Annotated in this window: 11 protein-coding genes and 1 pseudogene; 9 read left to right on the top strand and 3 right to left on the bottom strand. The window is 70.1% G+C overall.

Going from position 1 to position 13021, the window contains the following annotated elements; all coding sequences use genetic code 11:
- Position 1: 1 nt before the first annotated feature.
- The 3 genes from ACIP9D_RS20245 (at position 2) to ACIP9D_RS20235 (ending at position 2219) form a co-directional block, all read left to right on the top strand.
- A complete protein-coding gene (locus ACIP9D_RS20245) occupies positions 2-388 on the top strand; it encodes a YciI family protein (protein WP_400450492.1) in 387 nt (128 codons plus the stop codon).
- A complete protein-coding gene (locus ACIP9D_RS20240; protein WP_350876051.1) occupies positions 385-1629 on the top strand; it encodes a DUF6596 domain-containing protein in 1245 nt (414 codons plus the stop codon). Before ACIP9D_RS20245 ends, ACIP9D_RS20240 begins: the two co-directional genes overlap by 4 nt.
- A gap of 149 nt (positions 1630-1778) precedes the next feature.
- Entirely contained in the window at positions 1779-2219 is a 441-nt protein-coding gene (locus ACIP9D_RS20235; RefSeq protein ID WP_350876053.1) for a VOC family protein, read from the top strand.
- Positions 2220-2229: 10 nt separating this feature from the next.
- On the opposite strand, the gene ACIP9D_RS20230 is transcribed toward ACIP9D_RS20235, so the two are convergent.
- The gene (locus tag ACIP9D_RS20230) at positions 2230-3285 is read right to left on the bottom strand and encodes an LD-carboxypeptidase (protein ID WP_350876055.1); all 1056 of its coding nucleotides are present in this window, start codon (positions 3283-3285) and stop codon (positions 2230-2232) included.
- 171 nt (positions 3286-3456) lie between these two features.
- Here ACIP9D_RS20230 and ACIP9D_RS20225 point away from each other — a divergent pair, with 171 nt between their 5' ends.
- A complete protein-coding gene (locus tag ACIP9D_RS20225; protein ID WP_350876057.1) occupies positions 3457-4323 on the top strand; it encodes an NAD(P)-binding domain-containing protein in 867 nt (288 codons plus the stop codon).
- Between the two features lie 33 nt (positions 4324-4356).
- On the opposite strand, the gene ACIP9D_RS20220 is transcribed toward ACIP9D_RS20225, so the two are convergent.
- Positions 4357-4854: a YcxB family protein gene (locus tag ACIP9D_RS20220; RefSeq protein ID WP_350876059.1), complete on the bottom strand. Its 498-nt coding sequence runs from the start codon at positions 4852-4854 to the stop codon at positions 4357-4359.
- 151 nt (positions 4855-5005) lie between these two features.
- On the opposite strand from ACIP9D_RS20220, the gene ACIP9D_RS20215 reads away from it, so the two are divergent.
- The 3 genes and pseudogenes from ACIP9D_RS20215 to ACIP9D_RS20205 all read left to right on the top strand — a co-directional run bounded on the left by ACIP9D_RS20215 (position 5006) and on the right by ACIP9D_RS20205 (position 7718).
- Positions 5006-5482 (top strand): tetratricopeptide repeat protein, encoded by a 477-nt coding sequence (locus ACIP9D_RS20215; protein WP_350876061.1) that lies wholly within the window; start codon positions 5006-5008, stop codon positions 5480-5482.
- Positions 5483-5699: 217 nt separating this feature from the next.
- Positions 5700-5798 (top strand): annotated as a pseudogene (locus tag ACIP9D_RS20210) (cupin); the annotation flags it as partial.
- A gap of 81 nt (positions 5799-5879) precedes the next feature.
- Positions 5880-7718, top strand: coding sequence for a hypothetical protein (locus tag ACIP9D_RS20205; protein WP_350876145.1), 1839 nt, complete (start codon positions 5880-5882; stop codon positions 7716-7718).
- A gap of 136 nt (positions 7719-7854) precedes the next feature.
- On the opposite strand, the gene ACIP9D_RS20200 is transcribed toward ACIP9D_RS20205, so the two are convergent.
- Positions 7855-9093 (bottom strand): MFS transporter, encoded by a 1239-nt coding sequence (locus tag ACIP9D_RS20200; RefSeq protein WP_350876062.1) that lies wholly within the window; start codon positions 9091-9093, stop codon positions 7855-7857.
- A 298-nt stretch (positions 9094-9391) separates the two neighbouring features.
- Here ACIP9D_RS20200 and ACIP9D_RS20195 point away from each other — a divergent pair, with 298 nt between their 5' ends.
- Positions 9392-11239 (top strand): glycoside hydrolase family 15 protein, encoded by a 1848-nt coding sequence (locus ACIP9D_RS20195; protein WP_350876064.1) that lies wholly within the window; start codon positions 9392-9394, stop codon positions 11237-11239.
- Between the two features lie 106 nt (positions 11240-11345).
- The gene (locus tag ACIP9D_RS20190) at positions 11346-12956 is read left to right on the top strand and encodes a tannase/feruloyl esterase family alpha/beta hydrolase (RefSeq protein ID WP_350876066.1); all 1611 of its coding nucleotides are present in this window, start codon (positions 11346-11348) and stop codon (positions 12954-12956) included.
- The last annotated feature ends 65 nt before the right edge of the window (positions 12957-13021 follow it).

The raw sequence follows: 13021 nt of genomic DNA, 5'->3' as shown, positions 1-13021 counted from the left end.
GGTGCCCAGGTATCTGCTGTCCGTCTACGGACCGGCCGAGCGCCCCGAGTTCGCCACCTACCCCTTCCAGGAGGCCATGCTGCAGGCGTTCGCCGACACCGGCGCCTTCAACGAGCGGCTCCACAGGGACGGTCACTTCGTCTTCGCCGACGGCCTGGAGCCCCCGACGACCGCCACCACCGTCGACGGGCAGGGCGAGAAGCCGGCCTTCACCGACGGGCCCTACCTGGAGGCGAAGGAGCACCTCGACGGCTTCTGGGTGATCGAGGCGGCCGACCTCGACGTGGCCCTGGCGCTTGCCGCCGAGGGGTCGAAGGCGTGCCGCGGCAGGGTCGAGGTGCGTCCCTTCCGAACCGAGGAATCCGTCCGAGCGCTGCCGGCGCCGTGACTGGCCCCACCGTCGAGCAGGCGATCACCCGTGTCCACCACGAGGAGTGGGCGCGGGTGGTCGCCGGCCTCGCGCGCCGTTTCGGCGACCTCGACGTCGCCGAGGAAGCGACGGCCGAAGCGTTCGTAGCGGCTGCGGAACGGTGGCCGCGCGAGGGCGTACCGCCCAATCCCGGCGGTTGGATCGCCACCACCGCGACCCGCAAGGCCATCGACCGGCTCCGTCGCGAGTCACAGCGCGACGCCAAACACCAGGCGGCCCGGATGGTGTACGACGACTCCCCTCCTGAGCCGACCGGCCCGGTCGAGGACGACCGGCTCAGACTGATCTTCACCTGCTGCCACCCCGCGCTCGCGATGGAGGCCCGGGTGGCGCTCACCCTCCGCCTGCTCGGCGGCCTCACCGTCGCCGAGATCGCCCGCGCCTTTCTGGTGCAGGAAAATGCGATGGCGCGACGGATCACCCGCGCCAAGGCAAAGATCAAAGCGGCACACATTCCCTACCGGGTGCCCTCGGCCGACGACATCCGCGAGCGGCTCGCCGGCGTGCTCGCGGTCGTCTACCTCGTCTTCAACGAGGGCTATCTCGCCAGCGAGGGGAACGACCCGGTGCGCGTCGACCTCACCGACGAGGCGATCCGCCTCGGCCGCCTGCTCCGAACTCTCCTCCCGGACGACGGCGAGGTAGTCGGCCTGCTTGCCCTGATGCTCCTCACCGACGCCCGGCGGTCGGCGCGCGTGTCCCGCACCGGGGAGCTGGTGACCCTCGACGAGCAGGACCGCGGCGCATGGGACCGCACCCTCATCGCCGAGGGCAACGCCCTGGTCCGCGAGCGGATCGAGGCGGTGGCGGCCGGCGGTGACCCACCCGGGCGCTACCAGCTGCAGGCCGCGATCAACGTGGTCCACACGGATGCCCCATCCGCCCGGGACACCGACTGGTCCACCATCGTCGCCCTCTACGGCCGCCTGGTGCTGCTCGACCCCTCGCCGATCGTGCGGCTCAACCGGGCGGTCGCGGTCGCCGAAGTCGACGGCCCCGGGGTCGGGCTCGCCGAGATCGACCGGCTCGCCGAGGTCCTTGACGGCTACCACGCCTTCCACGCCGCGCGCGCCGACCTGCTGCGGCGACTCGGGCGCGGTGGCGAGTCGCGGGCGGCGTACGACCGTGCCATCGATCTCGCCGGCAACCCCGCGGAGCGGGCCTACCTCACCCGCCGCCGCGACCAGCTCGCCGGCTGACCCGAAACGGTACGGCTGGCGCGTGTTGGCCACCGCCTCGTCACGAGGTTTCGCAGAAGATGGTGCACAGCCTGTCGAGAACGGCGTGGCGGCTCCGTCTCAGGAACGGATGCGGCCACCGTGGCCGCACACGCCCAAGGAGACCCTGCATGACGATCCAGCGGATGGACAACGTCCTCATCGTTGTCGACGATCTCGACGCGGTAATTGCGTTCTTCGTCGAACTCGGCATGCAGCTGGAGGGCAAAGGGCCGATCGAGGGACGCTGGGTCGAGCGTGTCATCGGGATCGACGACGTCCGACAGGACGTCGCAATGCTGCGGACCCCGGACGGCCACGGCCGGATCGAGCTGGCGAGGTTCCACAGGCCGAAGGCGATCAGCGCTGAGCCGAAGGATGCACCGGCGAACACGCTGGGCATCCGTCGCATCATGTTCGCCGTCGACGACATCGAGGACGTCGTTTCCCGCCTGCGTACCCACGGCGCCGAACTAGTCGGCGAGCTGGCGCAGTACGAGGACATCTATCGGCTCTGCTACGTCCGCGGCCCGGAGGGCATCATCGTCGGGCTGGCCGAACAGCTCAGCTGACTGATCCGCGTTACTCAGCCGCCCGGTCGGTCACCATGAGCGGGCGTACCGCCGGTTCGAGCAGCGACAGACTCCTCTGCTGGGCATCGAGGGCGACGCGGATGCCGACCGGCATCGGCAGATTCGGGCCGGCGTGCCCGAACTCGACGTTGCCCAGGACCGGGATGTCACGGTCGCCGAGGACGTCGAGGACTATCTCGGGAAGGGTCGGCGACGCGTCGGGCGCGCCGAGTCCATCGATCGCGTGCGGGACGCCCACGACCATGCCGGCGATTCGATCGAGGATCCCGCAGTGCCGCAGCACCTGCAGATCGCTCCACACCCAGGACGCGTAGCCGCCCATCTCCTCCCAGAACAGCACCGCGCCGTCGAACCACTCGAGCGGCAGCGCGAAACGCGTCGCCTGCGCCCGCATGATGCGATTGAGCACTCCGCCGATCAGCCGGCCTTCGGCACGACCGGCACGCCAGCACTCCCATGACGGGCTGGCAGGCAGCGCACCGATCGCGTCAGTGCCGGTCAGCAGCGCCGAGTAGAGCTTCTCAAGCTCCGCTCTGCGCGCCGCGGGCGCGACCTGCCACGCCCCGCCGAGTCCAGGAGTGGCCAAGTCGGCGTGGAACCCGACCAGGCCCGTGCGCGCATAGAGCACCAGGTGCAGCAGCGAGATGTCGCTGTAGCCGAGGATCGGCTTGGGGTCGGCAGTGATCGCCTCAACGTCGATCAGATCGAGGTAGCCGAGCGCCGTCTGGCCGCCGTCATGAGCGATGATGGCGCGCACCTCAGGATCACGCAGAAGGGCATTGAGTTCCCTGGCGATCTCCGCCGGCGTACCCGCGCTCCACCAGTGGTGCCGCCCCGCTTCGAGTAATGGTGCCCGGCGCACGCGGAATCCCATCCGCTCGAGCACGACCACCGCCTGCTCGAGGTCGGGCTCGTAAACGGCATGGAGCGGCCGGACAGCGATGCGATCACGACCAGATCTCCGGGCCGCAGGGCACGAGGTCGGAGCAGTCGAGGCAGTGCGGCAAGGGTCACCGAGGCAGTATCCCGACGCCCCCGGCAACACGCTTCATATTTACCGATCGGCAGCCCAGCAGGCGTCGGCTACCAAGAGTTCCTGACGGATCGCCGTAGAAGGCATCAGCTTCCGCTGGGCGGTTCGGCGCAGCCCGACCTACTGGTCGTGATGGAGCAGTCGGCTTGACCTCAAGCGAGGTTGACGTTGGACGATCGCGCCATGGTCGAAGTCGAGCAGTCAGCACCCAGGGTCGCGGTCGTTGGCACGGGGGCCATCGGCAGTGCGGTGGTACATCGACTGCTGGGAGGGGGATACGACGTCACGGTGTGGAACCGCACCGAAAGTCGTGCAACCGAGCTGGTGGCCGCGGGGGCGCTACCAGCGCGGTCCGTCCGGGAGGCGGTGTCCTCCAGCACCCTCATCTTCCTGACCCTCAAGGACTACACGGCGGTAGAGCAGTGCCTCACCCAGCTCGACAGAGACCTGTCCGGGCAGACGATTGTCGGGATGTACACGGGTACGCCTGGCGAAGCTCGGTCTGCCGCCCAGCGGGTCACCAGCCTGGAGGCGCGATACCTCGACGCGGGGATTCAGGCGTCGCCCGAGATGATCGGCACTGACGCCGCAACGATCCTGTACAGCGGCTCGCGACACGCGTTCGAACAACACCGGACGACCCTCGAGCTGCTGAGCAGGCCTCGCTTCGTCGGAGAGACGCCGGAGGCGGCCGCGGTCTGGGACCTCGCCCTCTTCGGGCTCTGGTACGACGCCCAACTCGGCCTGCTACGAGCCCTTGATGCAGCACGTGACGCCGGTATCGACGTACTGGATTTCTCTCACACGGCGAGTACACAGCTCGGCCACGTGGTGACTGGGCTGTCCGCCACTGTCTCGGAGATGGAGCGGGGCACCTATCCCCCCGGCCCCGCCGACCTCACCGAGCATCTGACGGTCGTCCGCCACCTCATCGATCTGCGGGCCGGCCGACGGCTCGGCGATGGCGGACTACCAGAGGTGGCGGCGGAAATCGAAGCGCTGATCGCAGACGGCCGCGGAGGCGAAGGCTTGACGGCGACAGCCGGGTAGCGTGCGGCCAGCCGGACACCCGCTCATCGGAGTTCACCGGAGCCGGAGCAGCCCACGCTTGGCCATATAGGCTCGCAACGTCTCGGCATCCTCGGCGGACATCAACCGGCGTGGGATCACGGTCGCCGGCATCCGGCCGACGAACACGATCCAGAACTCAGGGGTGTCCCTTACCTGGGCGACCCCGTCCCAGGCGATGCCGCCGGACTCCGAGCCGCTGCGCATCATGATGTTGTCATCGGTGATGTCGTAGGCGCCCTCGACGGCGTAGCGACTGGAGCGGCGCCGGGCGCGCAACCGCACCCAAGGCGAGTACAGCATCGACAGCAGGCCACCCACGACCAACGCCGTGCACAGTGGTGAGATCCGGTCCCCCCACCCGAACCCTCGCGAGACGGCGAAACCGATCGCCCCGACCGTCGCCAGCACCGCGCCGATATAGCCGTATTTGCGCAGCCGGACGGTGCTGAGCGCAGCGGCCACGCGGCCTGGGTACGCGGGATCGGCTGGGACGTCAAAACGGATGTGCACGCCAGAACGATAATGCCCCCACCCGCTCCCGGGACGCGCAGCCGCCCCGCGCAGGCATCGAGCGCACCGAACGCATCGTCGGCAGCCGGCCAGTGGTCTGCCGATGGTTTTGGGGCGAAGTACGATCCAAGCCATCGTCGCGACATGAACCGTGCAGGAGCAGCCGATGATCAATGATGCAACGCTCGCCCGCATCAACCAAGGGGTGCAGTTGCATCATCATCAAGGCCAGCGTGAGGCTGCTCGCGACTTGTTTGCGCAGATCTGGGACGAGATCGGCGGGGAGCGAGGCGATCCTTTGCACGTTTGCGTCCTCGCGCACTCGATGGCCGATGTGCAGGACGACGTCCACCAGGAGTTGATCTGGGATCAGCGAGCGCTGGCAGCGGTCGACTTGCTCACCGATGCCCGGCTCGCGCAGGCTGGCGTGCCGATGTCGGTGGCTGGTCTGTATCCGTCGTTGCACCTCAACCTGGGTGAGTGCTACCGCAAGCTCGGCGATCTCGACCGTGCCCGCGAGTATCTCCAGTGTGCGCGAGCGGGTATCGGCGCGCTTGGCGACGACGAGTACGGGCAGCTCATCAAGGGCGGCCTGGATCGGGTGGCGCAGCAGCTGCCGCCTGAGTAGGCGCGCGCCGCCGAAGCGCCACCCGCTGACCGGCGGCGTCGCCGGGTCTCGGTGCGGCGTCGGCGGCGGCGGAGAGGACGCCGGCGTTGGCCGTCAAACATGACCAGTCCTCGGCGACGAAGTTGGCGCGCGGTCGGCGGCAGCCTTGGCGCGCGACGAGGGCCGTGAAGTCGGAGAAGGACCGGCCACGTTCGACCTCGAAACGCCTCGCGGTGGGGATGAGCCGACCGGCGGCGTCGTCCACCGCGACCCGGGCACCGTCCACATGCTCACCAGCATGGGCGGTACCCCGTACGTCGCCCGCCTGGTCGAACTGAGTAACCGCTGGCACGGCGGCCCTACGCGAGATCCGGCATTTCGGTCCAAACCGGCGCACCAAATGCGTAACGTGCCCGACATGTTCTCTCGCATGTGGCGTAACCTGTTGCTCACAGCGCTCGGGGTGGGCGTGCTCGCCGGCGCCGGTCAGCTCGGCATCGCATTCAGCTTCGGCATCGTCCAGCTCAGCGGCGCTTCCACCGGCGCCGCCGTCAACCAGTGGCCTGCCCAGCTTGTCTGGGTGGGCTGGTTCGCGGCACACGCCGCCGTAGCCGGCACCGTCGTGAGCGCACGCCTGGCCCGCCGGTACGGGGTCCTGAAGAGCACGGGCAGTTTGGTGGCCGTCGCCGCCGCCGCCGCGCTGGGTGCCATCGTCGTGGTGCCGCTCTGCCTCCGGCCGGCCCGGGCAGCGGAGAGTTTCTCTGTGGACCCGATCTGGGCCGTCGTCATCTGCGCGACGCTCGGCGCGCTGGTCGGCGCGGGTGCCGCGATCGCCGTACTGGTGAAGCCGCCGCTGGGCTGGAACCTGGCGGCGGTGGGCGGCGTGGTCTGGCTGCTGGCGCTCGTCTCGGTCGTCCCGTCACTCGCGACCGCCGGGCCGTTGCCCGCCGTACGGCTCGGCGTGCTGGAGCCGGCCGGACTCGGCGCCGACGCGGCACACCGGCAGGCGATCATGATCCTGCCGGCGGTGGCCCTGCTCATCGGCGCGGTGACCGGCGGGCTGGGCCGCTGGCGCGGGCATCCGCCGCTGGTCAACGGCGCGACCGGTGCGGCCGGCACGGCGCTGGTCGCGTTCGCCTACCTGACCGCCGGTCCCGGCGACGCCGTCGACCGGTACCAGATCACGCCGTACTACGGCGCGCTGCTCGCCGTCGCCGCCGGTGTGCTCGGTTCGGCCGCGGTCGCGTCGTTCCGCTGGCCGCTCCTGCCGCGCACCGCCGAAGCGCGGGTCGTCGAGCCGACCGACATCCTCCGTCCGCTGTCCGCCGGCTCCGCCGTGCCGCAGGCCATGACGCCGGCCGCCGGTGGTACGACCGACGAGCCGGAGCCCGTCGAGTTGGCCGCAACCGGGCCGGTCGTCGGCGCGACCGCGGCGAAGCTCCCGACCGCAGCCGAACCGCTGGGCTCCGGTGCGCCGGCCGGCGACCGCGACGTCGGCGCCGTACCGGCCGGCTCCGCGACGCGGATCGCCGCACCGGCTGTTACCGCCGCACCCGCCGACCCCGCCACACCGGCCGACCTCGACGACACCCCGGAGACATCGGAACCGGTCCCCGCGACGGCGGCCTACCTTTCCGCAGGCCCCGGAGGGGACGGCTATGGGACTGCGGAGGCGGCCGACAACACCGAACCCGACGGGATGCCCGACGGGGCACTCGTCGCCCCGGGGACCAGCCGGATGTACCAGCCGCCGAAGACCGAACGGACGCGGGTTCAGGCGACCTGGCCGGTCGTTCCAGCACGGCGGGTGCCATCCTCGACCGAACCCGCTCGGGGCGCCGAGGCGACCCACTCGGCCGGCACGCAGGAGAGGCCCGAACCGGCGCCCCCACCTCGGCACCGGCCGCCCCTGCCCAACCTGAACCAGGCCGCGAACTGGGACGCCTTCGCGACCGCCCAGCGCGCCGGGCCCCCGCCCACGACCGACGCCGCCCCGGCCGGCCCCGCCGGGACCGATCCGGTCGCCGCCGTCGAGGCGGGACGTGCCAGCGGGCGGCTGGGCCTGTTCCGGCGCAACAAGTCCCGGGCCGACGGGGACGGCGCGGGCACTCCGACGGACGGCGAGCCGCTGCCGCGGCAGGACGCGGAGTTCGTCGACTGGGTGACCCGGCTGGGCAACCCGGTGGCGGACAACGAGCCGGATCAGGAGAGCGGTCGCCGGTCAATCCGCTCCACCGGCCGCCACCAAAGCGGCTGACCTCCACCGCCGGGGCCTGCCCGCGGTGCCTTACCCCTTCGGCGCGCCGAAGGGGTAAGGCACCGGGCTGCGGCAAGGCACCCGTCGACACGCGGGTCGCCGCCCTGATGTGGGGGAAGGGGCTGGGCCGGGCGGTTCACACCCGAGCTTCGGCGGGTTGCGGAGCGGGGTCGAGCGGCAGGTCCCGCAGCCGGCGGATCGGGGTCGACAGGTAGATGATCGGGGACAGCACGGTAAGAGCCCCGAAGATCAGCAGTGTGGTGCGGGCACCGATCGACCCGGCCAGGGCGCCGGCGAGCAGGCCGCCGATCGGGATGGCGCCCCAGGAGACGAACTTGACCGTGGCGATCACCCGCGACAGGAGGTCTGGCGGACTGGCGAGCATCCGGTAGGTGCGGGTGGTCACGCTGAGCACCACCGAGGAGCCGGCGAAGATGAGGTTGCCGGCGGCGAAGGCGAGGTAGGCGGCGGTGCCTGTGCCCAGCGGGATGATGAGCGCACCGGCCACGCCCACGAAGGCCGCGACGATCAGGCCGCGTGCGGTGCCGACCCGATCGGTGAACCGGGTGGTCAGCGCCGCGCCGATGAGCGTGCCGAGGCCGTCGGCGGCGAGCAGCAGCCCGACCATGAACGGCGACGCGTGCAGCTCGCGCACCAGGTAGTACGGGAAGAGGGCCAGCATCGCGCCGCAGACGAAGTTCGTCGCGGTGGCGTCCCACATGGCCGGCCCGATGATGGGGTGTCGGAGCACGAAGTGCCAGCCCTTGCGGATCATCGTGACCATCGGTGGCCGTTCGGCCGGTCGCTGCACCCGCCGGGCCGGGAGGGTCCGCAGCAGCACGGCGGAGATCAGATAGCTGACGGCGTCCACGAACAGCGTCGGCACCGCGCCCAGTAGCTGCACCGCGAGTCCGCCCAGGGACGGCCCGCCCAGCTGGGTGGCGGCATGGGTGCCGGAGTTGAGGCTGTTGCGCGCCTGCAGCTGCGCGGCCGGCACGATCTCCGGCAGAAAGGTCTGGTTCGCTACGTCGAACAGCACGTTGGCGAAGCTCACGACCAACGCGACCGCGATCAGCTGGGCCACCGTCAGGGCGTCGAACCACCAGGCCAGGGGGACGGACGCGATCGCGAGGGCCCGGGTCAGATCCAGGGCGACCTGCATGCCGCGCAGCGGCACGCGCTGAACGATCACCCCCGCCGGCAGGCTGATCAACAGGTACGCGAGATAGCCGGCCGCCGTGATCAGACCCATTTCGAAGGCCGAGGCGTCCAGCACGGTCAGCGCGGTCAGCGGCAGGGCCACCCCGCCGACTGCCGAGCCGAGGTGACTGGTGCTGCCGGCCACCCACCAGCGCCAGAAGACGGTAAGTTTCATAATGGAACTGACTATAGGGGTGGGTGCGAGAAGAGTCGACCCCGCTGATGCGCAGTGCGGACATCGCGCAACCCCTCGGCGCGCTGACCGACCGGCGGACCATTCGGGAGCGGGAAGAACGACGGCCGAGTTCCGGTAGATGTCGGCCTCGCCGGTGGGGCGGCTGCGGGCCTTTGCCCTCTGGACCAGTCGAGGCCCGCCGGGGCGCGCGGGAGGGTGGCTGAGCACGTAATCATGCCGAACTCGACAATTCGTCCCTTAGGTTACTGCCCAGGGGCTGTCGAGACCGGGGGACGACGTGGAGAGCTATCCGGCGATCGAGGATCACGGGCTCATCGGCGACCTGCAGACCGCCGCGCTGGTGACGTGCGACGGAACGATCGACTGGTTCTGCGCGCCGCGCTTCGACTCGCCGAGCATCTTCGCCGCATTGCTGGACCGTGAGCGCGGTGGCTATTTTCGCATCGCCCCGCACGACGTCCGGTACGTCACCAAGCAGCTCTACCTGCCTGGCACTCCGATCCTGATCACCCGGTTCATCAGCGCGGACGGCGTCGCCGAGGTGATGGACTTCATGCCGGTCACCGGCGATCTGACCACTGACACGCACCGCCTGGTCCGCATGGTCAACATGGTCCGGGGCAGCATGCGGTTCCGGGTGGAGTGCCGGCCCCGGTTCGACTACGCCCGGGAGAAGCACCAGCTGGAGCGCCACCGCAATGGGTACCTCTTCCGCAGCCGGTCGGCGGCGCTCACCTTCAACCCCATCGACCCGGTGCCGCAGATGATCTCGCAGGGAGGCGAAGTCCACCTGGAGGACGGCGACCTGGTCGCGTACGGCACGTTGAACGAGGGTGACACCGGCGGGGTGGTGCTGGAGACCGCCGGCACGGAGCCAAGGATCTTCTCGCCGGCAGAGGTCCAGGGGATGTTCGAGTGGACCCGGGACTATTGGCGGCGCTGGGTGGAGCGCTCGCGCTACACCGGGCGGTGGCGGGAGATGGTCGAGCGCTCGGCCATCACGCTGAAGCTCATGACGTACGCGCCGACCGGTGCGATGATCGCCGCGCCCACCGCCGCGCTGCCCGAGCTGGTCGGCGGCACCCGCAACTGGGACTACCGCTACACCTGGGTACGCGACACGTCGTTCTCGGTGCACGCGCTGCTGGGCCTCGGCTTCACCGAGGAGGTCAGCCGGTACATGAACTGGCTGGACGAGCGGATCCGCGAGGCCGGTGACCACCAGGACCCGCTGAAGATCATGTATCGGGTGGACGGCTCCTCCGACCTGCACGAGGAGACTCTCGACCACCTGGAGGGCTACCGCGGCTCCCGGCCGGTGCGGATCGGCAACGGCGCCGCCGACCAGCTTCAACTCGACATCCACGGCGAGGCCCTCTACGCCATGCATCTCGCCGACGAGCAGGGCATCCGCGTCTCGCATCAGGTGTGGAAGAGCACCGTCCGGCTCGTCGACTGGCTCTGCCACCACTGGGACCAGGCCGACGCCGGCATCTGGGAGAGCCGCCACCACCCCCGCAACTACACCTTCGGCCGGGTGATGTCCTGGGTGGCGCTGGACCGGGCCATCCGCCTCGCCACCCGCACCGGCCGACCCGGGGACACCACCATCTGGGCCGAGCAACGCAACCGGATCTACAACCAGGTCATGGCCCGCGGATACCATCGGGAACGCGGCAGCTTCGTGCAGGCGTACGACGAGAACGTGCTGGACGCGGCACTGCTCGCCATGCCGGCGGTCGGCTTCGTGACGCCGAGCGACCCCCTCTGGCAGTCCACCTTGAACAACATCGAGCGTGAGCTGGTCTCCGACAGCCTGGTCCACCGGTACGACCCGGTCCACTCCCCCGACGGCCTTCCCGGGCACGAGGGCACCTTCAACATGTGCACGTTCTGGTACGTCGAGGCGCTGGCCCGCTCCGGTCGCCTGGACGACGCCCGGCTCACCTTCGAGAAGATGTTCACCTTCAGCAACCATCTCGGCCTGTACGCCGAGGAGATCGCCGCGACAGGTGAGCAGATCGGCAACTATCCGCAGGCGTTCAGCCACCTCTCCCTGATCAACTCGGCGCTGGCGCTGAACGACCTGCTCGACGTCGAGGCCGACGCCCGGCGCCGCCAGTAGAGTGGCCTCGGCCCGAGACGGTTGCGACGCGGCTTCCAGTCGCCAGGGCTCACCCCAGGGTGGTTCCCTGGGGCGAGCCACACATGCCGCGGGTGAGGGTGTCGGCATGAAACGACGCCTGATCGTCCTGCTGGCGGCGGCGGTGCCGGCAGCCGCCGCGCTGGTGCCGATGGCCGCGAGCGCCACCGCCGTACACACCGGCGGCCTTTCGACTGCCACGACCTGCGCCGCCGTTCCCGTCTCCGCGCCCTCCGGCACTGTGGTGGAGAAGGTGACGGCGGTAGCCAACCCCGGCGGACGGGTCACCTTCCCGCCGGCCCCTCCCCTACTCGACTACCCCCCGATCGACGACGTGCCGGCCTGGTGCGACATCACCGTCACCGTGACCCACCCAGGGGCGAACGACCACGTCAACATCAAGGTCTCGCTGCCGCAGAACCCGCAGGACTGGAACGGCCGGTTCCAGGGCACGGGCGGCAGCGCGTACCTTGCCGGCGAGTTTCTCCACCCGCTGGTGCTAGCGGTCAAGGGCGGCTACGTGGGAGCGGCGACCGACGCCGGCGTCGGCCAGAACCCGCTGGACGCCAGTTGGGGACGCACCGCCGACGGCACCGTGAACACCCCGCTACTGCAGAACTTCGCCTCGCGCTCGCTGCACGACATGGCCGTCGTCGGCAAGGACGTGACCCGGAACTTCTACCACCGGCCCGCGAGCTACGCGTACTGGAACGGTTGCTCGACCGGCGGCCGCCAGGGTTACGCGGAGGCCCAGGACCACCCGAGCGACTTTCAGGGCATCCTGGCGAAGGCGCCGGCGGTCAACTGGGACCGGTTCGCGGTCGCGACGCTGTGGTCGCAGGCCGTCTTCAACGAGGAGAAGGTCCGACCCAGCAAATGCGAGCTGGACGCCCTCACCACGGCGGCGGTCAAGGCCTGTGACGGCCTCGACGGGGTCGCCGACGGCATCATCGACAACCCGCGAGACTGCCACTGGGACGCCCGCCGGATGATCGGCACCACAGTCGTCTGCGACGGCAAGGAGTTCACCATCTCCCGCGCCACCGCCAACGCGGTCAACAAGATCTGGGCCGGTCCGGTCTCCAGCACGGGCAAGAAGCTCTGGTACGGCCCGAACAAGGGTGCCAGCCTCGATCCCCTGGCCACTCCCGGCGCGCCGTTCTTCGTCGCCAACGCCTGGGTCCAGAACTTCGTGACCCGGGATCCGTCCTTCGACACGTCCAAGATCACGTATGCGTCGTTCGAGCGGCTGCTTCGCTCATCGCAGCGCCAGTTCAACGACGTCATCGGCACCGACGACCCCGACCTGTCGCGATTCGCGCGGGCCGGCGGCAAGCTGCTGAGCTGGCACGGCCAGACCGACGAGCTGATCCCGACCCTGGGCACCGTCGACTACCGGGAACAGGTCAACCGGACCTTCGGCGGCAACAAGCGAGTCGACGACTTCTACCGGCTGTTCCTGCTGCCCGGCGTAAACCACTGCGGCGGCGGCACGGGCCCGCAGGTGAGCGACGACGACGCGCTGGCCGCCCTCGTGAACTGGGTGGAGAAGGGCCACGCCCCGGCCACCCTGCCCGCCTCGGCCAGCACCAACGGCGAGACCGTCACCCGGGACGTCTGCCGCTACCCGATGGTGGCCCGCTACACCGGCCACGGCGATCCCGCCCAGGCCGCCAACTTCCACTGCACGCACGCCTGACCACGACGGGAACAGGCGGCGGCCCCGGCACCAGTGCCGGGGCCGCCGCTTGGCTCCGCACCGAT

It is taken from the genome of Micromonospora sp. NPDC093243 (assembly GCF_044753725.1).
In the GTDB taxonomy this organism is placed as follows: domain Bacteria; phylum Actinomycetota; class Actinomycetes; order Mycobacteriales; family Micromonosporaceae; genus Micromonospora.
Note: the sequence above shows the minus strand (reverse complement) of the source record. Positions and strands in the feature narration are given on the sequence as shown.